Raw genomic sequence first — 21,541 nt, forward strand, 5'->3', positions numbered from 1 at the left:
TTTTCAACTTCTGCACGAGTCTCCTTCATGAGGGGCGTCAGCCAGTCACGAGGAACGGATACATGACGGTGCCGCCAAAGTAGAGCGAAGCACCGAGGCCCAGTGTGGCAAGCGTGACGGCGAACGTGCGCCGCCTGCCAGGTGCGTCATAGGAATAGAACAGCATCGCAAAAAGAAACAGCGAGATGATGCCCGACAACCCGACAAGCAGGGCCATGAGTTCCGGCCAATGGAACAACGCGGCTATCATGCACCACGGCAGGAGGGCAGCGCCGAGCGCAACGGTGTTTGCCGGAGCATTCCGGAACCGGTCAATGACCATCGCGCCGATGGCAGCGGCGGAAGCGACTCCGGCAGCGACGTAAATCTTGATGAGGTAGATATCCATGGCACCACGCGGCAACTGGCCTCATGCGAATATAGGCCTGCATAAGAATTCAGGCGATAGCGAAGTTAATTTTTCCCCTGCGCCATTGCAGCTCATCGATATGTTGAGTGCCTCCCTAAGGCATGAAATGTTATAACCACCACCCTGTTGATGCAGTTGCGCTCTGTCGCTCATGCGGGCGCGCCATTTGTCCAGAATGCGTTGTTGAGGTCGAGATGTCCTGCGCATGTAGGAATCGCTGCGAGGCTCAGGTTGCCGTGTTACACACGATGATTGTCCGCAACCGCGCGGCCCAGCGGGTGAATCCATCCACCTCACTATTTGGCCTCTTGCTCGGTCTTGTTTTTTTGATTTGGGCCATTGCTCATTCTTTTGAACCCTTTCTTCTGAGCATGGGCATCTTGTTCTTGCTTTGGGGCACCGCCTCCTTTGTCACCTACAGGAAGGGGAAATGAAATGATGACGCCTGACTGACCATGCACTGCAGCGGCCCAGCCCGTGAGTTGCGGTTGCCTTTGTGGCGTCCCTCAGTCCAGGACGCAGAGCACGGGTCGCTTGGCATCCCCACCGTTTCGACATGAACGCAGAAATTGAAGATTTCAAAACAGGATGGTTCGGCGTGCAGATTGGAATCACTGACGCGGAGATTCCGATTCTGATTGAGCGATTGAGGCGGCTTCAGCAGACCCGGGATCACTTCCATCTGCGCAGCGATTTCACCGGCAGCGGAGGCGTTGGAGACGTGGAATTTTACTGGGAAGACTCCCAGTCACCGCAGACTTTGAGTATTGAGTGAGGGTGATGCAACACCTGAAGGACACACCAGGTGCCTGCCCCTTCAGCTCATCTCTGCGCTCCCGTGAGCGGCAAATTGTGATTATAAAAAGTTGAAGAAGAAATCATAGACACACTCACCACTCGCTGCATACAGGCTCTTCCCTGCCGTAAGTTCCGAAACGACGATCCACCCATGGAGATGAAGAACAAACTCCATCAAGTGGACGGACAGATAGGGTTGCTGAACAGGATGGATGAAGCAGAGATTCCCGAAACAGCTGAACGTCACTCCCAGCACCCTCGGGTCGCCTAGCTCGCCCACGTACAACTCCGCGCTGAAATTGGCGTCATCTCCCGGCCCACCATAGCGAATGGGAACCGTACACAGATGCCGAATCCATTGATAAACCACCTCGTGACTCGCAGTGCTGGGCGTTTCCGCCAGTTTCAGCAACTCAGGCAGGGAAAAGGTTTGCGGCATGCCCAAGATATCTTGAGTGAATGCTCACCTCACTTCTTCATCTCATACATCTCCCCGTTCGGTCCTGAAGGGGCGAAGATGATGAGGTAGTGGCCCTTCCCCAGCTTGTAGAGATGGCCCACGGAGTTGTGGTTGATTTGCTCTTCGGTGGGATTGTCCTTGGCGGCGTAGTATCTGCCGACGGGGTCACCTTCCACATAGGCGGCTCCGGTGAAGAGGTAGCGATTTTCGTCCACACGTACCAGGGTGCCTTTGCGGCGCTGGGAGCCGGTGGACTTGTGGAAAATGAGGTCCTTCCCCTCGGTGCTAATACCGCATTTAAAGTAGGGGTAGGTGTAGGCGCCGTACTGGCCGGTCTGCAGGCTGCGCACCTGCCAGCTGCCCTGGAGCTCCTCATCGGTGGCGATGGGCACCCTCGGCTTTGCCAGCACGGCGAGCATGTCCTCGGCAGCGGTCAGGCTCTCCTTGTCCTTCGTGGTCTTTTTGATTTCCTGGAGTTGGGATTTCAGCGCTTCCTCGGCGGTGGCGAGGGCCTTCTGTTCCCTTTCGTGGAGGGTGGTCTCCTGGGCTTTGACGGCGCTCACGCCAATACCCTGAACCTGAACCACCGATGATACGGTCACAAAGAACGGGACCAGCAGCAGTACCGGGAGATGAAGATTTCGGCAGAAATTCATGGGCTGGAAAATGCTCCCAGCGGCCGCGGATTTGAGCAACTAAATATCCCGGGCTGAATTTAATCTTAGTAATATCCCGCAAAAATGGGCTGAAGGCCTGATTTATCCCGTAAAAAATCAGAATTTCTCCAGCAAGGCTCAAACCTACATGTATATTTATAAGGCTTTTCCATGACCCCCGGCCATCAGCGCGTCCTCATCATTGTCGAAAACTTGCCCGTGCCCCTCGACCGAAGGGTATGGCAGGAGGCCTGTGCCCTGAGGGACGCCGGACATGAGGTGACCGTCATCTGCCCGCAGATGCGCGGCTACACGGAGGCGGAGGAGGTGCTGGAGGGCATCCAGATCTACCGCCACCGCAGCCGTGGGGAGGCGAAGGGAATTTGTGGTTTCATCAGCAGGTACGCCACGGCGCTGTGGGGCGAGTTTCGGTGCGCCAGGAAGGCCTGGCAGCGAAAGGGGTTCGATGTGATCCACCTCTGCAATCCGCCGGACCTGCTCTTCCTGGTAGCCCTGCCCTTCAAGCTCTTCGCCCATGTGAAGGTAATCTTCGACGTGCATGGCCTGTGGCCGGAGATGTACGAGGCGAAGTTCGGCAGGCGCGGCCTGCTCTACCAGGTGGTGCGCTTTGCCGAGCGATGTACCCTGGCACTAGCGGATGTGGTCATCGCCACGAACGAGAGCGTGCTCGCCGCCGTGAAGCAGCGTGGCCGCAAAAAAGACCAGGATGTGTTCGTGGTCCGCACTGCACCGAACCAGTTGAACACACTGGTGGCTGCAGATCTTTCGCTGCGCAAGGGACGCAAGCACCTCGTCGGGTACGTCGGCGTCATGGGAAATGCGAATGGGGTGAACTACCTCATCGAAGCGGCGGCCCACATCGTGCACCGCCGCCGGCGCAATGATGTGCAATTCCTCCTCATGGGCACCGGTCCAGAGCATGCAGAGCTTGCGAAGTTGCGCGACGCCATGGCCCTGCAGGGATTCGTGGATATGCCGGGACGCGTGACGAATGAGTTCCTCTTCACCGCGCTGAAGACGATGGACCTGGGCGTGGCATGTAATCCCATCAACGACTACAACGACCACTACACCATGAACAAGACGCTGGAGTACATGGCCTTCAGCCGGGCGCAGGTCATGTTTGGCACCAAGGAGGGACGCTACTCCGCAGGAGATGCCGCCCGGTATGTGACGGAGAACTCCGCCGAGAAGCTGGCCGATGCCATCCTGGAGATGATCGACAATCCTGAAGAATGCGAGCGCATGGGTTCTCTGGGGTATGAGCGGCTCACCCGCGAACTGAGCTGGAAACGCTCCGTCGCCTCACTGCTGGCGGCCTACGACAGGGCCTGTCACCGCTCCTGAGCGAGCCTTTTGCCATCCCCTGCCCTGCCGATTCCAGCCGGGCGCTAGCGAAGACGGTGGTGAAAGTAGAGGCGGGACCCTGCAAGGAAGCCCAATCCCTGACAGGAATGTCACGAATTGCGGTCCAGCAGTTGATTTTGGGCGGAATCTCCCTTCACTGCGCGACCCATGAAAAATCATCTCCGCGTCCTCAGTGGCACTGCTCACAACGGCCTTTCACAAGCCATTGCCGACAGCCTCGGAGTGCCGCTGGGATCTGCCACGGTGGAGACTTTCCCTGACGGTGAGACCTTTGTGCAGATTAATGAGAACATCCGCGGCCGCGATGTCTTCCTCGTGCAGCCCACCTGCCCGCCCGCGAACCAGAACCTCATGGAACTGCTCATCATGGTGGATGCCGTGCGCCGCGCCAGTGCCGAGCGCATCACCGCCGTGCTTCCATTCTTCGGCTACGCCCGACAGGACCGCAAGGATCGCCCCCGTGTGCCCATCACGGCGAAGCTGGTAGCGAATCTCCTCGTGGCCGCTGGTGTGAACCGCGTGCTCACCATGGACCTGCACGCCGGTCAGATTCAGGGCTTCTTTGACATTCCCGTGGACCATCTCTACGCAGCGCCGGTGCTCATCAAGGCCATCCGCGAGCGCGGCATCGAGGACCTCGTGGTCGTCTCCCCGGACGTGGGCGGCATCAAGATGTGTCATTCCTATGCGAAGACCCTCGGCGTGCCCCTCGCCATCGTGGCGAAAAACCGCATCAGCGCGGAGGAAGTAGAAGCCCTCAGCGTCATCGGTGATGTAAAGGGCAAGAATGTGCTCATGGTGGATGACCTCACGGAGTCCGCCGGCACGCTCACCGCTGCGGCAAAACTGCTGAGCGAGAGCGGCGCCAAGAACATCTACGCCGGCGTCTCCCATGCCGTGCTGAGCGACAAGGGCCGCGAGCGGCTCGACAAGTCCCCCATCCTCGAAGTCTTCACCACGAACTCCGTCCCTCAGGCCCACGGCAGCAAGGTGACCGCGCTGAGCGTGGCACCACTCCTGAGCGAGGCCATCAAGCGCATCCACGACGACGAGTCGGTGACGTCGCTGTTTAATGTGGGTTGAGAGGAGCGACTGCTTCCGAGTGCACCGTCGAAACGAACGCGCACACGAGCCCCTGAGGCACCATTCGCTCTGCACTTGAGCGTCCGTCCACACAAAGGGGACGGTAGGGATGGGCTCCTGCGCGTCCGTAGATAGTGGGCGGAGGTGGAGGGAGATGCCACGTGACAAGGCCGTTTGGTGCCGCACCTCCACACCGCTTCCACCCGCTATTTTCGGACGCGCAGGAGCGCATCCCTACCTCCATTTTTGGTGGAAGGACGTTTACCTGGAAGAGCATAGTTCGCGAGACCACTTCGACTGGGCATCATCGACCACCGCGAAAGGCATGCACTCACAAAACTAAGCCTGCTGCGCACTCATTCATGCTCATGGCAGGAGAACCCGCTCCTCCCCAAACCAACAAAAAAAGAGCAGCATCGCGAGATGCTGCTCCTCAAATTTTGAAATCAGACTCTGACTCTGCGCGAGAGTCGGAGAGATTTAGTAGCGATCACGACGACCACCGCCGCCGCCACCGTAGCCACCGCCACCACCCTTGCGACCACCACCGCCGCCGCCGCCGTAGCCGCCGCCGCCACCACCGTAGCCACCGCCGCCGCCAGCGCGCTCTTCGCGAGGACGTGCTTCATTGATCTTCAGGGGGCGGCCCATCCATTCGGAACCATCCAACGCCTTGATGGCGGCTTCCATGGCTTCCTTGGTGCCCATGGTCACGAAGGCAAAACCACGCGGGCGGCCCGTTTCACGGTCGGAAGGAAGATGAATGTCCGTCACATCGCCGTACTGCTCGAAGAGGGCACGGACATCGGTTTCAGTGGCGGTCCAGGACAGATTGCCCACGTACATTTTCGTATTGCTCATTTGGTCGTATCAGCTCGACGACTGCAACTTCTTCGACTGTGCCCGATCACCGGGTTCTCAAATCCCCACCGAATGCTCCCTTGTGCTGTTCCGTGGTGATTACCATGCCTTGAACTTAACAGATGTTTAGCCAGAAGCTCTCTGATACACCCTTTCGCTCCCCGGCGCAAGTTGTGTCGCCGGAAGTCTCCAGCATTGAATCAGGGATTATGAGGCAAAGAGGTGCGTGACCAGCCTCCGCTTGCTCACCTGCACCGCGGGACCACCGCCAGGCGGCAAGGCGTGCACACCCCGGCCGTCCGAGTAGTACACCGTTCCATCCGAACCCAGAGCGTAGGCCATGACGCCTGAGGCGATGAGCTCGCCTGCGTCATCCAGCTTGCGACGGCGGCGCAGCTCCCAGGATTTCGGCACGGCAGACTTTGCCTCGTCTTCCGGCGCCTCACGAGCCATCTGCTCCATGTTCATCCAGCGCCCGTAGAGGAAGACAGCCTTGGGGTCCGGCCCTTCGCGCTTGGGCGCGCCAGCGGTGGTGAGAGATTTGCCACCGAACATCTTCGAAAAGACGTTCAGGAAACCGAAGATGGCCTGCACGATCCGCACCGGAAAAAGCACGATGTCCTTCAGCGAAGTGATGAGGCTCGGCTTGCGAAAGGGCTGGTAGGGGCGCTGCAGGCAATACATTTCCCCGTCCTTGCCGCAGGCCGGGCACAGGTAATCCGTGTGCTCATCTTCCAGCAGGGTCTTCATGGATCCCTTGTCGAGGTCCACCATGTGCAGACCTGCCGGTCCGAGCCCGGCCCACATGCCATCGCGATTGCGGGCGATGCCGCTCGTCTGGTAGATGAAGCGACGCGCTTCACCGGGAATCCAGACGGGATAGGAATCAATGGAGTCGCCCTCGGTGATTTCGCGAACACCCCCACCGCGATGGGGTGTGAGGAGACCGATGCGGCTCGTCCCATCATCTGCCATCACCGCCAGCAGCCATTCCTCGCTGTCCTCGTCCTTTTTGCGAATGTCGATGGAGGCAAAGCGATGCTTCGGCCCATGCAGCATGCGTTGCTCGTGACTCTCTGCCTGATCATACGTGAAAAGACCGCGCACATCCCCGGCATCAATCGCATACACCAGTTTGCCATCGGCAGGATGAAACGCGCCCGAGGAGAACTCGGCACGAAAATGGTCCACCTCAAACGCACCCCCTCCCGTGGGCAATCCACCGCGCATGAACTGCGCGCCGCTTCCCATGCTTTTCCATTCATTCCGGTCCTTGATGCTCTGCAGGCGGCCGCGCAGTCCATCGACGAAGGAGGATGTGTGTGAGTCCTCCTTCCCCGCGCCGTCGCAGAGAAAGAGCTGCCCATCCGCCAGGAATCCGAGTCGTCGTTGTTCCGTGCTCATAGATGAATCGAAAGACACGACTCTGCCTCGCACGCCATGGCGGTCAACTCCCGCGTGCAGGCGGAAAGTTTTCCACTGGCATCATGTACTCTCCCTGTACAGAATCCCTCTCTCTATTCTATGAAAACGCGTATCGCACTTCTCCTCACCGCCCTGCTCTGCCAGGCCATCCCCGCATCCGCTGCGGATGAATCCGGCTTTGTCTCCATCTTCGATGGCAAAACGCTCAAAGGCTGGCACGTCAGCGCCAAGTCCGGCCACAGCCGCACCAGCAAGAACACCAGCGGCGGCAAGTGGGAAGTCGTGGACGGCGCCATCACCGGCTCGCAGGACGTCCCCGGAAATGGCGGCCTCATCCTCACGGACGAGCTGTACAGCGAGTTCGAAGTCATCGTGGAAATGAAGAATGAATTCGGTCCGGACAGCGGCCTCTTCCTGCGCAGCACGGAAGATGGCAAGTGCTACCAGGGCCTCATCGACTTCCACAAGGATGGCAGCCTCATGGGCCTGTATGGCGAAGGCCTTGGCGGCAAGCCGCACTTCCGCTTCTTCAACTTCGGCGCGACCGACTCCGAAATCATCCTCACTCCCGATCGCACGCCTCCCGGCGCCGATGGCAAGCCCCAGGTGGTCGACATGACGCCCGAGAAGTGGAAGACTTTCTGGAAGTCCGGAGAGTGGAATGAATTCAAGATGCGCATCACCGGTGGTGACAAGCCCACCATCACCACCTGGATCAACGGCCTGAAGATCATGGAGTGGACCGAGACCGAAGCCCGCCTTCCCGCCAAGGGCAGCATCGCCCTGCAAGTGCATGGCGGCGGCGACTGGACGAAGAGCTTCGTGCGGTATCGCAACATCAAGGTGAAGGATTTGAGCAAGAAGTAAGCGCTCTCACAGCACGACATTCCGCATTCACTCCATGGAAAGCCCAAGGCAATCACCTTGGGCTTTCTCGTTCAGACAAGAAGGCTCCGCCTTCTTGTCTTTGATCGCCCCGTTGTACCACCATGCTGCGTTTGTCCTGCCGCCAAAGGCCCAAGCAACAACCAAAAGCCCGGAGCACACGCCCCGGGCTTTTCATTGGAATCAATTGAGCAATGCTGAAGCAGAACCTCGCGACTCGACTTACGCAGCGGCATACAGGTCGGCCACGGCCTTCCAGTTCACCACATTCCACCAGGCGGCGATGTAGTCAGGGCGCTTGTTCTGGTACTTGAGGTAATAGGCGTGCTCCCAGACGTCGAGGCCGAGCAGCGGGGTGCCAGAGCCGTCCATGAGGGGATTGTCCTGATTCGGAGTGGAGGTGATGGCGAGCTTGCCATCCTTCTTCACCAGCCAGGCCCAGCCGGAGCCGAAACGGCCCACGCCAGCCTTGGCAAACGCTTCCTTGAAAGCATCGAAGCTGCCGAAGGCTTCGTCGATGGCCTTGGCAAGGTCACCCGTGGGAGCGCCACCGGCATTCGGGGCCATGATATTCCAGAAGAAGGTGTGGTTCCAGTGGCCACCACCGTTGTTGCGCACCGGGCCGGCGATGTCCTTGGGCACCTTGTCGAGATTCTTCACCAGTTCATCGATGCTCAGGGCTTCGAGATCGGCCTTGCCCGCAATGGCGTTGTTCAGGTTGGTCACATACGCGTTGTGATGCCGACCGTGGTGAATCTCCATGGTGGTGGCATCAATGTGCGGTTCCAGAGCCGCCTTGTCATAGGGAAGAGGAGGGAGGGTGTGTGCCATACAATGGATTGGTTACAGATTCTCGATTTTAGTATTGGGCTTCGCGAATACGAGCCACAGACTGGCAGAGGATACGCACGCGGGCAAGCGGTTGGTGGCATGGATCTCGCGCATCCTGCGAGAGTTGTGATTCGGCCGCGGTCTACGCACCTTACGCGGTGGGCGCCATGTGACGAATCTGTGGAAACTGCCGCAACCCGGGGCCTAAACCGGTACGTAACACGTCGGTTACCTCGCTGTGATGTCGCATTCCCTGCTTGAACCCGTGGGCGAAGCGCGTTTAGAGGGGCTCCCACGAAATGATCCTCGCAGCCACTGACCCCCAACAGCTTCTAGACGCCTCTCGTGACGTCTCATTCGCCTTCCTGAGCATCCTTTTTGAAGGGGCTCCCTACATCCTGGTCGGCACGCTCCTTTCAGGGTTCATTGACGCCTTCCTCCCGGCGAAGCTTCTGGACAAGATGCTGCCGAAGAACAAGATCTTCGCGACCCTCGCGGCGGGTTTCCTCGGTCTCATCTTTCCGGTGTGTGAGTGCGCCGTGGTGCCAGTGGTGCGGCGACTCGTGCAGAAGGGGCTGCCTCTTTCCTGTGCGCTGGCCTACCTGCTCTCCGCTCCGATTGTGAACCCGATTGTGATCGTGAGCACCCTGACGGCGTTCAAGGAATTCCAGCATCAAGGACACGCCGCCGCCTATCAGGAAACACTGGCGGCGCGGACTGCGGACGGCCAGGCAGCAGGACTTGGGGACCACGCAGCGGCCCTGCAAAATGCGCTGAGCCAGACAGGCATGACCTTTGCCCGACTTTCGCTGGGCTACGTAGTGGCGGTGCTCATCGGCCTGGTGCTGCTTCGCAAGAAGCCGGAAGATGTGCTCGCCCCCTCCGTGGTGGCGGGTATTGCAGGCGGCGGAGGTGGCGGTGGCCATGTGCACACCCCACCGGACGGCGTCGACGCGAAGCTGACGCATGCCATGCGCACCACCATGCGGGACTTCCTGGACACCGCGATGTACTTCGCCATTGGCGTGACCATCACCAGTGTCTTCAACACCCAGGTGGACCAGACCCGCATCGAAGCGGTCTCCACCAACGAATTCCTCGCCATCCCGTCCATGATGGGTCTGGCCTTCATCCTGGCCCTCTGCAGCACCTCGGACGCCTTCATCGCCGCGCCCATGGCCATGCCGGACTCGGGTCTGCCCAGTGCGGCCAAGCTGGCCTTCCTGGTCTTCGGTCCCATGCTGGACGTGAAGCTGGTGTTCATGTACGCCTCCATCTTCCGCCGGAAGTTCCTCATCGGCCTGTGCATCGCGCTCTTCCTCATGGTGGCCTTGCTAAGCAAGCCGTGGGCGCGTATCTTTTTCCCGGAAGCACTGACCAAGAAAAACGCCACCGCTACGCAGACTGTGACGCCGCCCTCACCGGCTCCAGCTCCGGCTCCCGCCGCCCCAGCTACGACGCCACCAGCACCTGCATCTCCAGTTCCAGCTCCATCGCCCTCCCCAAAACCCTGACCCCCTTCGTGCCATGACCTCCAAGCGCAACGGCATTCACATTCTCAGCGTGTCCCTGCTCCTGCTGTGGGGTGGCATCATGCTGTACTTCTACTCCAGCGGCCGCATCTCCCACTACCTGCCCCCGGACGGCATCTTCCAGCCCATGGTTTTGTGGAGTAGCATCGGATTGATCGTAGTGGCGCTTTTCAATCTCGCCACCATGAAGGCCAAGGAGGCAGCCTGCTGCGCCGGAGAAGACGACGGCTGCGGGCATGACCACGATGAGCACGACCATCATCATGATCACGCCCACAAGCATGACCACGGACACGACCATGGTCATCATGCGCACGAGCACAAGGACGGCTGCTGTGGTGGACATGGGCATGGCCACGAACACAAACATGAGCACGTGCATGGTCCCGGCTGCGGCCACGATCACGGCCATGAGCACAAGCATGAACCTGCTCATGCGCACAGCCACAAGGATGACTGCTGCGGAGGCCATGAACACGGGCATTCTCACGACCATGGCCACAAGCACGAGCACGAAAAAGAACACGTGCATGGCCCCGGCTGCGGCCACGATCATGGACATCATCACCACGACCATGCCCATGAAGGCTGCTGCGGGCATGACCACGGTCACGAGCATGAACATGCGCACAGCCACGCCGGCCATTCTCACGGCATTCTCGAGGAGAGCAGCGCGGTGTGGAGAGGGGTCGCCATCTTCATGCTGGTGGTGCCCATCACGACCGCCGCAGTGCTGACCCAGGATGAATTCACCGCCAATGCGGTGATGAACAAAGGCGTGTACTCGCAGAACTTCGGAAAGGGTGCCCACGCCGACCAGTTCTCCCTCAAGCGCGAGCGTACCGATGCCGGCACCGGCACCGGCAACGGCAATGCAGTGACCGCCGCCATCACCAACCCAAACAGCCCTCCCGCCGCAACCGCCGGCACCACACCGGGTGCGCAGGACGTGATGCCCAAGGTGAATGTGGCTGAAGTGCATAAACAGGCCGCCCAGGGAGCCGAGGCGAAGAGCTACGGTTCCTTCACCCTCGCAGACTTGGAAGCCCAGGTCCCGAGGAACAAGGAGACGGGCAACTTCATGCTCGAGGTCACGGAACTCTACTACACCGCCGGTGACAAGGAGGTGCAGTCCGTGCTCGCCGGACAGCCGGTGGAAACCACGGGCCAGGTCCTTCCTGAAAAGGTGAACAACGAGAAGGGCAACCGCGTCCGCCTCTTCCGCATGCTGGTGCAGTGCTGCGCCGCCGATGCCCGCCCGTATTCCATCCCAGTGGAGTTCGCCACCACCGCACCTCAGTTCAAGGACATGACTTGGGTGAAGGTATCCGGCAAGATGGCCTTCCGCGAAGAAGGCGGCCAGACCGTCCCGGTGCTGGAAGCCCTCAAGATCGAGGAAACCGCGGCGCCGGAGAATCAGATGATCTACTGAGGCTGCGAGTTTTTGTCGCAAGCAGACCATTTTAAAACCCGCCTGCTCAGGCGGGTTTTTTTGTGACTGGGGGACGACAACACCGTCGAAGCGTTCCGCGGACTACGCCCTTCAAGGCATCTCCCTCCGCCTCCGCCACGCTATCTACGGACGCGTCGGAGCCCGAAAATTTCCCACAAATCGTACAAATCTCACGGAAGAGCAGACGAAGCGACAGCCCAAGGATCGGGAGTCTCTTTGATGCTCGTGGGTCATGGTGAGCGCTCCCCCCTCACTTCCCAAACCCACCAAACAACGCAATGATATCGATGAGGAACATCAGCACGATGGCAGCCTCCAGGACCACCATCAGCCGGTGATTCTGCTCCTGCTTCAGCATCTCGTAGAGCTCGTCCAGCGTCTTCAGCTTGTCATCAATCGTGCGATGCCAGTCGCCGAGGTGGAAGCGGCGTGATACGGCGTCGTAGAGCCGGGCAAGGTGCCAGTCACCGAAGAACTTGGTGATGTTCGAAAGCTCGTCGCTGAAGCGTGCAAGGTCGATACGGACCTCACGAAGGCGATTCATGAGCACATTTCTGCTGAGGTGCTTGGGAGGGCGCAGCAGGTCCGCATAAGCACGCTCCAAAGCGCCATCCAGAAGACGGTCGTAGGCGATGAGTTCCTCAAGCTGGAGATTCGCCAGCTCCAGCACATGCAGCGTTTCATCCATGTCCGCCGGCTGGTCCATGACCAGGGCGGCGTCCCAGTCCACCACCACGAGATCCGTACGGTAGTAAGAGAGGAACTGGCCGGTGGACTCCTCCGCCTCCTGTTGGGAGAGAAGGTTGCCGTCAGGCTCCTGGGTCAAGATGGCAGCGATGTGCCTGCGATTGGATTCAAACCATGCCTCCGCGTCGAAAGGCGTGGATACACCATCTTCCCTTGCCTTCGGAGTCTCCAGGCAGAAGACGGTGTACGCCTCCCCTTCCGGCAGCGCCGCAGCGGGCCTCACCGCATACGGTGCGAGTTCGTCATGGATGGATTTTGCAAGCGAAACCAGATGCTTGTGAATGACCTCCTGCGCAAAGGCAGGGCTGTCAAAAGCGCCAAGCTGCTCCAACTGCAAATGGGTGAAGGGCACCCGCAACATGATGCTCACCGCACCAATGGGCAACACCTTCGCCATCCGCTGCACCACCACCTCGCCGAAAGGTGAAGCCATCTTCACCGGCTCCAGCCGTGCCGCGCGCAGATGCTGGAAGAGGTGCTGCTTCGGACTGCGCTTCGCCGGCCCCACCTGATGCGGCAGTAGCGGCTGGCCGAGCAACGTTTCCGGAATGGGCCGCTTCAACTCATAAGCCACGTCCACGGCAAACAGATAAACCACTTCCCCGGTGAATGCCTGCGGTGTCGAAGTCGCCATGGCCTGCGTTGTGTCAGAAGGTTTACACGCAAAGCATAGCGCTCTCACGCGACGCTCCAAGCAAACTTTACGAGTCATTGCCCAAGACTGAAGTTATCGATGGCTTCAAAACGCAACCGCCGCTCTGCAACCAATGAGTCACGCGAAGAAGCCGCTCACGGTGGCAGGAATGTCATTCTCTGCGCATCGCGTGAAGTGTCCCTGATGCTTGAATAAGGGGCACTCGCAGTTCCCGCCCCTGCTCGTCCGGCATCACCGCATGGTCCCCCTCCAAGCTCTCGATACCACCCTCTTCCGCAGCATCAATCAAGGTCTGGCCAATCCGGTCTTCGACTCGGCCATTCCCTATGCGAGCGGCAATGCGCTCTTCTACCCGGTGCTGCTGGCGGCGGCAGTGTTCGTCATCTGGCGCTGGCAGCGGCGCGGCTGGGCCTTTGTCTTGCTGGCAATCCTTGCCGCGTTGGTAGCCAGCAACTGCGTGTGCGGACCACTGAAGGATCTCATCGGAAGGCCAAGGCCCTTCGTCACCATGACTGATGTGCGGCTGCTGGCGGGGAATGGTTCCGGCTCCCATGCCATGCCCTCCTGCCACGCGGCGAACTGGGGCGCGCTGGTGGTGGTGACGTGGATGTTCTGGCGCCGCACATGGCGCTTCATGGTGCCGCTTGCACTGCTGGTCGGTTTCTCCCGCGTGTACACCGGCGTGCACTATCCCTCGGATGTGCTTGCGGGATTCCTCCTTGGTGGTGTTTCCACGTGGGTACTCATCCGCGCGCTGGAATGGCTGTGGCAGATGCTGGGGCACATCACCTTCCCCGCGCTCTGGGCGCGATGCCCTTCGCTGTATCGCGATGTCCCGGCGAGACCAGAATTGCTCACACCCGAGGCATCTCATGTGAGTTGGAGGAATGCCGCGTGGGTGCTGATGATTGGCTTGCTCATCGAACGCCTCATCTACATCGCGAGTGGCACCATTGAACTCAGCGAAGATGAAGCATACCAGTGGATGTGGAGTCAGCGGCTGGACTGGGCCTACTACAGCAAGCCACCCCTCATCGCGTGGCTGCAATGGCTCGGCACGAATCTCTGGGGAGACACCGCCTTCGGTGTGCGCTTCATGTCACCCGTGCTGGCGCTGATGTGCAATATGCTGGTGTGGTGCTTCGTGCGAAAGCGTACGGATGAACGCACGGCCTTCTGGGTGGTAGCGGCGTTTGCGGTGACTCCCCTCTTCGCCGTCGGCGGTGTGCTGCTCACGGTGGATGCGCCCACGGTGCTCTTCTACACCGCGGCAGCGATGGCCATGTGGAAGGCGATGGAGCAGGACAGCACGAAATGGTGGGCACTCGCGGGCGTGACTGCGGCACTCGGCTTCTTGAGCAAGTTCTTCTCGCCCTTCCTCTGGGCGGGACTGTTCCTCTTCCTCGCATTCAACCGCACGTATCGGCATCAGCTTCGCAGGCCCGGCCCGTGGCTGGCGCTGGCCATGAACATCGCCGCGGCCTTCCCCGTGCTCTATTGGAACATCACGCATGACTGGGTGACGGTGACACATCTCAAGGAGCGCGGCGGCCTGGATGGCTCTTCGCATCTGAACTTCGCCACGCTGGGTGAGTTCGCGGTCTCGGTGACTGGCTTGCTGAATCCCGTGTTCTTCCTCGCAGCAGCATTTGCCGTGTGGGGCTGGTGCCGCATGAAGGAGAAGCCTGCGCTGCTTTCCTTCCTCGTTTGCATGAGCGCGCCAGTGTTCCTGGTCTACCTCGCCCTGTCCGTGCAGGCGAAGGCCCAGCCGAACTGGATCGCGCCCGCAGCCCCGATGTTATTCCTCGCCGCGGCGACCTGGTGGCACCTTCGTGCTAAGAACGGCGCGCGCCTGCCTGCACGCTGGCTGGCCGCGGGATTCGTGATTGGATTGCCCGCAGTGATCTTCATCCATGACACGGACCTCATGAAAAAGGCCGTGCGCATCGACCTGAAGCCGGGCGCGGATCCGCTCTCCCGCGTGCGTGGTGGCAGCGATCTCGCGCGCGTGATGGAAGAGCAGCGGCTCAAGCTGGAAACACAAACCGGCGTGCCCACCTTCCTGCTCGCGGATCACTACGGGCGTGCCAGCCTGATGAATTTCTACAATCCCACCGCCCGCGAGATGCTTCCTGCGAATCAGCTCTCCTTCGTGCTGAGCGCGGACAAGCCGCAGAATCAATACTGGTTCTGGCCGACCTACACCTCGCGCATTGGGGAGAATGCCATCTTCGTGCGCCAGGGCGCCGTGGAGAAGGGCGCACCGAAGCGCCTGCGCCAGGAGTTCGAGAAGGTCGAGAGCCTCGGCATCTTCAAAATCCGACATGAGGGCGCGGTGTGCCAGCAGGTCCAGATCTTCGCCTGTAGATGCCTGCGTCCCCTACCGGGCACAAGTCCGGTGCAGGCCGCAGCCGGAACGTTGCAGGCGTCCGTACACACCGACGCGGACGCCTCATCTGCTGCCGCTACACCAGCCCCTTAATGTCGATGAGGTACATCTGACGTCCGTTGCCACCGTGCACGGAGTCGACGACCACCTTGCGTCCATCGTTGCTCGCGCGTGGATGGAGGTCGCAGCGGAACTCGCCCTTGTACTCACGAGGTTCGAAGAAGGAACCGATGGGCACCTTCTTGTCCGTGGGGATGTGGTACAGGAAGGGCACCTGCATGCGACGCACAGGATCTGGATAGGTATCCATGAGCAGCCATTCGTTGTTCGTGCGCGGCACATAGGTCATGTGGCCATCCACGGGAATCTTCTCCTCGCCAATCTTCGTGTATTCGCGGGTCTGATCCTTGTAGACAATGACGTGCGACTTCTCCTCGGCATCCGGCTTGGCCCAGGCCACCAGGGTCTGCCCATCGCGCCAGATGAAGTGACTCACAACGCCACTCGGCTCCAGCACATAGGGATCAGAGCCATCGAGATTCACCGTGAACATGCGCGTGGTGAAGCCTCCCGCCTTCTGCTCACGCGGAATGTCCACACGATCCCGCCAGCGATGCAGGAAGATGAGTCGCTTCCCATCCGGAGAAATCAGGAGGTGATTGAACCAGTTCCACTTCTCCGTGAGGTCAATCGTGGGATGCTTCACACCTACCGCTTGGGCGATGGAGAAGATGAGCTGCGTCTCTCCTGTCTCAATGTTCATGCGCCACACACCGCTCTTGTCCGGCACCTTGTCATTCTTACAAGGGTCCTCGATGCCCGGGTAGCCGTAGCCACTGCGACAGTAATCGATTCGCGCGAAGTCCGGGGTGACTGCCCACTTGCCATCGGGACTGATGGAATAGACGGGCATCGGCAAAGTGCGCTTCTCACCCGTCTTCACGTCCAGCAGGCGGCTCACGTACTTGCCATTCTCGCGGTCGTTCCAGATGACCTTGCTCTGGCTGCCGGGCAACCACTGGAGCATGCACCCCTGCTGCCATCCCCATGCGGTGCTGGTGCCGAGCTCTGTCCACTTGTCACCATCACCCGTATCGATCATGCCCACGCGGAGCGTGTCATTCTCCGTCGGCGGGCGTCCTTCAAAGTCCAACTGATTGGAAAGGATGTAGCGGTCCGTGGGATCGAACTCCAGTTTGTCGTAGTAGCCGAACCAGTGAAACTTCGGTCCCTTGGTCAGGGCACGCACCGGGGGGAAGTTTTCAGCCGGGGCCTCCTGGGCGCGAAGCACGGAAGGAAGCAATGGAAGGCCGGCGGAAGCGGCTGCGGTACGGAGAAAGGAGCGTCGCTGCATGGGGTGCATGAAAGCACTCGCCCGCCCGACGCTCAAGCAGGGACGACGGCCTGCCCTTGCAGTTTGCCGTTTGAGCAGCCGATTGACTACTGCTTGGCCTTTTCCATCTGCCGTTTCAGCGCTTCATGCTTGAGCTGGTCTCCGTTTTCACGCATCCACGCCAAGCGTCCCTTAGCGAGAACGATGCCGAGGGAGATCTCCTTGATGCGACCGCTCGCTTCCGTGCTGAAGTACAGATAGTCGTAGTAGGGCAGATGTCCGATGACCACCGGTGCATGCGGCCCTTCGATTTTGTCATTCGGCTCGGGGTTGAGGGCCTTGAGAGCCTGGCGCACCTCCTGGGCCTGGAACTGGCCCGCGGCATTCCGCTGTACATCGATGCCCTCCATGGACAATCTCCCCACAAAAGCCTCCATCGGGAGGTCCTTCCCCTCGCGCAGGGACAGGAGCACATTCACCACCTCCGCATCATCATTGCCTCGATCATGGTACAAGGTGATGCCCAGCCGGGAGAACATGTAGAAGTCCCGCTTGGGGTCGGACCACTTGGAGGGCGCGCTGCCGTTGATGGCCTCGATCTGCTTCACGAACGACGAAGGTGTTTGCAGGTCCGTGACCACCGTTCCATCCACCGAAAGCCTCCCATCTGCCCCCATGCTCACCGTGACCGGATCGGGCAGGGCTGAAGCGGTGAAGGGGAACAGCATGCTGCACGCCGCAAGCAGAGCCAAGCCCAGGGCACGCCTTCCCGGCTTCGGCTGACGCACTCCTTGAATTTGAGCCGCTGGGCGGGCGCTGATTGTCATGCCGACAGAACAGCAGAGATCAGGGAATCCTCCAGTGGAAATCACGTCAACATTCATGACACTACTCAAGGTTCCGCCTCAGACCTTCAGCGGTTGAGCATTCAGCCACTTCTCCCGCCACTCCGCGCGCGAAATCTTCCCTCTACCATTCGGGGCCAGTTCCGGGCAGAGCCAGTACTTCCGCGGAAGCTGCCACGTTTGCAGGCGCTCGCCAAGCCAGGAGGAGAGATTGGCGGGAGTGAGTCCTTCCGCCGCATTCACACAGGCAATGGTGTCCTCGCACCGCGCCGGGTCCGCACTGGCCACGCCGAAGACCACGCAATGCCGCACACCTTCGCATGAGAGCAATGCGGCTTCGACATCGGCGGGATTGAGCTTTCGACCGGCGATGTTGATGGCGTCACTCACACGGCCACGCATGAGCACGCGGCCCTCCAGAATCTCCACCAGGTCGCTCGTGAAAAACGTTCCGCCGCCGAGCGCATCATCGCCCATCGGCCAGTAGCCCTCGCCTGCAGCGGCGCTTTCCACCACGAGACGACTGCCTTCACCCAGGCTCAACTTCACGCCGTCCATCGCGGTACCGGCCAAGGCAGCATCTTCACGCGGCGCTGTGGTGCAGTCATAGGCGATGCCTCCACATTCGCTGCTGCCAAGGAAGTTGTGAATCTTGATACCCGTCTCTTCAAACACACCGCGCTCCACTTCCAGTGGCAACGGGGCGCCCGCCGAGATCGCCAGCGCAATGGGCATCTCCTTAATCAGCCCGCTCTTCCACCACGCGCGCCACATCGCCGGCACTGCGGGAAGGGTCACACGGTGTCCCACCGCACACGCAGCACGCAGGGAGGACGGGAGTGCATCCGGCACCGTCACCAGCGGATGCCCCTGCAACAACAGAGGCAGCACGAGATTGGAGAAGCCGTAGCTGTGCGCCACGCTGATAACCGCGACATTCGGACACGTGCGATCCAGACCCATGGTCGTGCGGATGTTCTCCGCATCTGCCGCGAGCTGCTCTCCGCGGAACATCACCGTGCGCGGTTCCCCCGTGCTTCCGGAGGTCATCTTCAAATGAGCGATGCCCGCAGGCATGCCACGCACATCCGGCACGCGCCCGCCTTCGCGTTCCATGGGGCAAAGCACCGCGCCATCCCGCCAGGCCCAGAGTGTCTGTATCACAAACGCCAACACGCCGTCCGCCATCGAGGCGACATGCAGCGCTCCCGCCGCGAGAGCCGGCAGGGAATCCAGCGAATGCTGCAGCGCGGCAAAGGTCCACGTCGCACCGGTAACAGCATCCATCACCGCGACCTCGTCGCGATGCAGGGAGAGCGTTTGTTGCCAGCGGGCATACAGCATCATTGTCCTCTAGACCACGCTGCGGGCCGCGCAAGCGGGGAGTCCTTCTGGCCGATTGCACGGTGAAGTATCATTTGCCAGGGAGCGCTGCGCTGCGCTACACCATTTCATGCCGTATCGTGCAGGGCAGACTCATGAGGCTGGTACGCACCGGGTGGTCATCACCGGCGCGGGCATCATCACGAGCATGGGAAATGACTGGCGCGAAAACGCCGCAGGATTCCGCGCCGGACGGCTGGCCTTTCGTGACATCACCGTGTTCGACGCGAGCCGCCAGCGGGTGCAGCGCGCGGGCGAGGTGGCCTTTCCTGAGACCTTCCCCAAGACGCGTCTCACCAGCCGCCAGTTGAAGCGACTCGACCGCGCCTCCCGACTGCTCATTCACGCCGGGGTGGAAGCGATGGCACAGAGCGGATGGAATGCCGACGCGCTCGCAGACCAGCAAATCCCCCTCTGCCTGGGCACCAGCGCCGGGGCCATGGCCACTGGTGAAGCCTACTACCTGGCCAAGACAGCCACTCCGGCTGCGAAAGCTTCGCTGGCGGAAAAGGTCATCCAGTACCTTCCGCATACCCAGGCGCAGCACCTGCAAAGTGCGCTCGGCTTGCAGGGCCCGCTCACGATCATCGCAAACGCCTGTGCGTCCGGGGCGAATGCCATCGGGCAGGCCTTCCGGTTGGTGAAGACGGGCCGTGCCAGACGCGCTCTCGCCGGTGGGTATGATGCGCTGGCGCACATGGTCTTTGCCGGGTTTGACTCGCTCCAGGCTCTCAGCACCACCCTGCCACGTCCCTTTGATGCGCATCGCGATGGCCTCGCGCTGGGTGAAGGCGCGGCGCTGGTGACGCTGGAACGCCTCGACGATGCCCTCGCCCGTGGGGCGAACATTCTCGCCGAGATCTCCGGTTACGGTGCGAGCACGGATCTGCATCACCTCACCCAGCCTCATCCACAGGGAGATGCTGCGCTACTCAGCATGACCCGCGCGAGCGCCGAGGCCGGGGTGACACCGGACATGATACAGTATATCAATTCCCATGGCACCGGAACCCCGCTCAATGATGCCGCGGAGGGCGCGGCCATCCAGCGCTGGGCGGGTGTGGATGTCGGCAGGATCATGGTGAGCAGCACCAAGTCCGCTATCGGCCACCTCCTCGGAGGCGCGGGTGCCGTGGAGGCAGTGATCTGCCTGCTGGCCATGCGCGAAGGTTTCGTTCCCGCGAGCTGCAACATCGAGACACTGGATCCCATCTGCACCTTCGACCTCGTGCGCCAGCCGCGTGAGGCGCAGTTGGACTACACGCTCACGAATTCCTTCGGCTTCGGTGGCGCGAATGCCACGCTCATCTTCAGGAAAGCGGCATGAGCGGAGGCATTTACATCACGGGCTGGGGCGCGGTATCGCCCGCAGGATGGGGCGCTGGTGCTTTGTACGAAGCCGTGAAAGCAGGAACACCCCTCCCCTACTCCACCACAAAGCGCACGGAGGACGCCCCGGAATATCGCACCCGGAAGGTGCCCGCGCCTTCGCCCGTTCCCGACTGGATGAAGCACAACCGCATGCGCCGCACCACCGCCGCCGCGCGCCATGCCGTGGGCGCTGCCATCGAAGCACTGGGACCGGAACGCCTCGCCTCAGCACAGCAGGGTGCATGGAAAGGCGGAGTCGTCTTCTGCACCACGAATGGCTGCGTGCAGTTCAGCCGGCGATTCTTTGCCGAGGCCCTGAGCAACCCCGCCCTGGCCAGCCCCATTCTCTTCCCCGAGACCGTTTACAACGCGCCTGCAAGCCACATCGCCGCGCTAGCAGGTTCGCCGGAGTTGAATTGCACCCTCGTGGGAGATTCCAGCCAGTTCCTTCGCGGCATGGATCTCGCCGCGCAATGGCTGGAGGATGGCGAAGTGGAATCCGTGCTCGTGGTCGCTGCGGAAGAACTCGACTGGCTCACGGATGAAGCACTGCTCTTCTTTGATCGAGATGGCATCACCGCAGAAGGCGCAGCGGCGGTAGTGTTGGAGAAGGCAAAAGGCATCGAGCTACTCGGCGTGACCGGGGCATGGACCTACGGCACGACCATGAGTCTAGCCAACGCAGCCGCGGGCATGCGCAAGGAGGTGGCAGAACTGCTCACGCAAAGCGAAGTCGATGTGCTCCTGTGCGACGGACTCGGTGCCGCACCTCGCGCCGATACGGCAGAGCAGGCCGCGTGGAGAGGATGGCAAGGCAAGCAACTTCACCTTCGTCCTGTCTTGGGCGAGGCATACGGATGCATCGCTGGATGGCAGACTGTGGCCGCCTGTGAGTCCATCGCGCGGGGTGAGAGTTCCCAAGTCGCCATCAGCGCCGTGGGCCTCACCGAGCAGGCCGTGGGCGCCGTGCTGGGTGGCATCGCCTGACACGAAGCAAGGCAGACTTGTGCTGGCCCGCATCACCGCCATGTTTCAT

Annotated in this window: 21 protein-coding genes; 10 read left to right on the top strand and 11 right to left on the bottom strand. The window is 60.8% G+C overall.

What is annotated here, in order from left to right:
• Positions 1-37: 37 nt before the first annotated feature.
• Positions 38-388 (bottom strand): hypothetical protein, encoded by a 351-nt coding sequence (locus G5S37_RS22060; RefSeq protein WP_165206699.1) that lies wholly within the window; start codon positions 386-388, stop codon positions 38-40.
• A gap of 269 nt (positions 389-657) precedes the next feature.
• On the opposite strand from G5S37_RS22060, the gene G5S37_RS22065 reads away from it, so the two are divergent.
• Together G5S37_RS22065 and G5S37_RS22070 are read left to right on the top strand one after the other, a co-directional pair.
• A complete protein-coding gene (locus tag G5S37_RS22065) occupies positions 658-843 on the top strand; it encodes a hypothetical protein (protein WP_165206701.1) in 186 nt (61 codons plus the stop codon).
• 122 nt (positions 844-965) lie between these two features.
• Positions 966-1,184, top strand: coding sequence for a hypothetical protein (locus G5S37_RS22070; protein WP_165206703.1), 219 nt, complete (start codon positions 966-968; stop codon positions 1,182-1,184).
• 81 nt (positions 1,185-1,265) lie between these two features.
• Here G5S37_RS22070 and G5S37_RS22075 read toward each other — a convergent pair whose 3' ends face one another.
• Together G5S37_RS22075 and G5S37_RS22080 are read right to left on the bottom strand one after the other, a co-directional pair.
• Positions 1,266-1,646, bottom strand: a complete 381-nt coding sequence (locus tag G5S37_RS22075; protein WP_165206705.1) for a hypothetical protein — start codon at positions 1,644-1,646, stop codon at positions 1,266-1,268.
• 29 nt (positions 1,647-1,675) lie between these two features.
• Positions 1,676-2,323 (bottom strand): DUF4893 domain-containing protein, encoded by a 648-nt coding sequence (locus tag G5S37_RS22080; RefSeq protein WP_165206707.1) that lies wholly within the window; start codon positions 2,321-2,323, stop codon positions 1,676-1,678.
• A 171-nt stretch (positions 2,324-2,494) separates the two neighbouring features.
• On the opposite strand from G5S37_RS22080, the gene G5S37_RS22085 reads away from it, so the two are divergent.
• Together G5S37_RS22085 and G5S37_RS22090 are read left to right on the top strand one after the other, a co-directional pair.
• Positions 2,495-3,691 (top strand): glycosyltransferase family 4 protein, encoded by a 1,197-nt coding sequence (locus G5S37_RS22085; protein WP_165206709.1) that lies wholly within the window; start codon positions 2,495-2,497, stop codon positions 3,689-3,691.
• 168 nt (positions 3,692-3,859) lie between these two features.
• Positions 3,860-4,795 (top strand): ribose-phosphate pyrophosphokinase, encoded by a 936-nt coding sequence (locus tag G5S37_RS22090; RefSeq protein ID WP_165206711.1) that lies wholly within the window; start codon positions 3,860-3,862, stop codon positions 4,793-4,795.
• A 480-nt stretch (positions 4,796-5,275) separates the two neighbouring features.
• On the opposite strand, the gene G5S37_RS22095 is transcribed toward G5S37_RS22090, so the two are convergent.
• Together G5S37_RS22095 and G5S37_RS22100 are read right to left on the bottom strand one after the other, a co-directional pair.
• On the bottom strand, positions 5,276-5,656 hold the full coding sequence (locus G5S37_RS22095; RefSeq protein WP_165206713.1) for an RNA-binding protein: 381 nt from the start codon (positions 5,654-5,656) through the stop codon (positions 5,276-5,278).
• 207 nt (positions 5,657-5,863) lie between these two features.
• Positions 5,864-7,060: a hypothetical protein gene (locus G5S37_RS22100; RefSeq protein WP_165206715.1), complete on the bottom strand. Its 1,197-nt coding sequence runs from the start codon at positions 7,058-7,060 to the stop codon at positions 5,864-5,866.
• 120 nt (positions 7,061-7,180) lie between these two features.
• Between G5S37_RS22100 and G5S37_RS22105 the strand changes: the two genes are divergently transcribed.
• Positions 7,181-7,948, top strand: coding sequence for a DUF1080 domain-containing protein (locus tag G5S37_RS22105; RefSeq protein WP_165206717.1), 768 nt, complete (start codon positions 7,181-7,183; stop codon positions 7,946-7,948).
• A gap of 240 nt (positions 7,949-8,188) precedes the next feature.
• On the opposite strand, the gene G5S37_RS22110 is transcribed toward G5S37_RS22105, so the two are convergent.
• A complete protein-coding gene (locus tag G5S37_RS22110; protein ID WP_165206718.1) occupies positions 8,189-8,797 on the bottom strand; it encodes a superoxide dismutase in 609 nt (202 codons plus the stop codon).
• 299 nt (positions 8,798-9,096) lie between these two features.
• Here G5S37_RS22110 and G5S37_RS22115 point away from each other — a divergent pair, with 299 nt between their 5' ends.
• Positions 9,097-10,311: a permease gene (locus G5S37_RS22115; protein ID WP_165206720.1), complete on the top strand. Its 1,215-nt coding sequence runs from the start codon at positions 9,097-9,099 to the stop codon at positions 10,309-10,311.
• Here G5S37_RS22115 and G5S37_RS22120 read toward each other — a convergent pair.
• Entirely contained in the window at positions 10,250-10,975 is a 726-nt protein-coding gene (locus G5S37_RS22120) for a hypothetical protein (RefSeq protein ID WP_165206721.1), read from the bottom strand. The genes G5S37_RS22115 and G5S37_RS22120 overlap by 62 nt on opposite strands.
• A 54-nt stretch (positions 10,976-11,029) precedes the next feature.
• Here G5S37_RS22120 and G5S37_RS22125 point away from each other — a divergent pair, with 54 nt between their 5' ends.
• The gene (locus tag G5S37_RS22125) at positions 11,030-11,761 is read left to right on the top strand and encodes a hypothetical protein (RefSeq protein ID WP_165206723.1); all 732 of its coding nucleotides are present in this window, start codon (positions 11,030-11,032) and stop codon (positions 11,759-11,761) included.
• A 271-nt stretch (positions 11,762-12,032) separates the two neighbouring features.
• On the opposite strand, the gene G5S37_RS22130 is transcribed toward G5S37_RS22125, so the two are convergent.
• Positions 12,033-13,163 (bottom strand): hypothetical protein, encoded by a 1,131-nt coding sequence (locus G5S37_RS22130; RefSeq protein ID WP_165206724.1) that lies wholly within the window; start codon positions 13,161-13,163, stop codon positions 12,033-12,035.
• 259 nt (positions 13,164-13,422) lie between these two features.
• On the opposite strand from G5S37_RS22130, the gene G5S37_RS22135 reads away from it, so the two are divergent.
• Positions 13,423-15,666 carry a glycosyltransferase family 39 protein gene (locus G5S37_RS22135; RefSeq protein ID WP_165206734.1) on the top strand — a complete coding sequence of 748 codons (2,244 nt, stop codon included), beginning with the start codon at positions 13,423-13,425 and terminating at the stop codon, positions 15,664-15,666.
• On the opposite strand, the gene G5S37_RS22140 is transcribed toward G5S37_RS22135, so the two are convergent.
• From G5S37_RS22140 to G5S37_RS22150, 3 genes are all read right to left on the bottom strand, one after another.
• The gene (locus G5S37_RS22140) at positions 15,650-16,927 is read right to left on the bottom strand and encodes a hypothetical protein (RefSeq protein WP_206026101.1); all 1,278 of its coding nucleotides are present in this window, start codon (positions 16,925-16,927) and stop codon (positions 15,650-15,652) included. The genes G5S37_RS22135 and G5S37_RS22140 overlap by 17 nt on opposite strands.
• Before the next feature lie 86 nt (positions 16,928-17,013).
• Positions 17,014-17,634 carry a hypothetical protein gene (locus G5S37_RS22145; RefSeq protein WP_165206738.1) on the bottom strand — a complete coding sequence of 207 codons (621 nt, stop codon included), beginning with the start codon at positions 17,632-17,634 and terminating at the stop codon, positions 17,014-17,016.
• A gap of 177 nt (positions 17,635-17,811) precedes the next feature.
• Entirely contained in the window at positions 17,812-19,098 is a 1,287-nt protein-coding gene (locus G5S37_RS22150; RefSeq protein ID WP_165206740.1) for a class I adenylate-forming enzyme family protein, read from the bottom strand.
• 106 nt (positions 19,099-19,204) lie between these two features.
• Between G5S37_RS22150 and G5S37_RS22155 the strand changes: the two genes are divergently transcribed.
• The gene (locus G5S37_RS22155; RefSeq protein ID WP_165206742.1) at positions 19,205-20,461 is read left to right on the top strand and encodes a beta-ketoacyl-[acyl-carrier-protein] synthase family protein; all 1,257 of its coding nucleotides are present in this window, start codon (positions 19,205-19,207) and stop codon (positions 20,459-20,461) included.
• Entirely contained in the window at positions 20,458-21,492 is a 1,035-nt protein-coding gene (locus G5S37_RS22160; protein ID WP_165206744.1) for a hypothetical protein, read from the top strand. The genes G5S37_RS22155 and G5S37_RS22160 overlap by 4 nt, the downstream gene beginning before the upstream one ends.
• The last annotated feature ends 49 nt before the right edge of the window (positions 21,493-21,541 follow it).

This window comes from Roseimicrobium sp. ORNL1 (genome assembly GCF_011044495.1).
Taxonomy (GTDB): Bacteria; Verrucomicrobiota; Verrucomicrobiia; order Verrucomicrobiales; family Verrucomicrobiaceae; genus Roseimicrobium.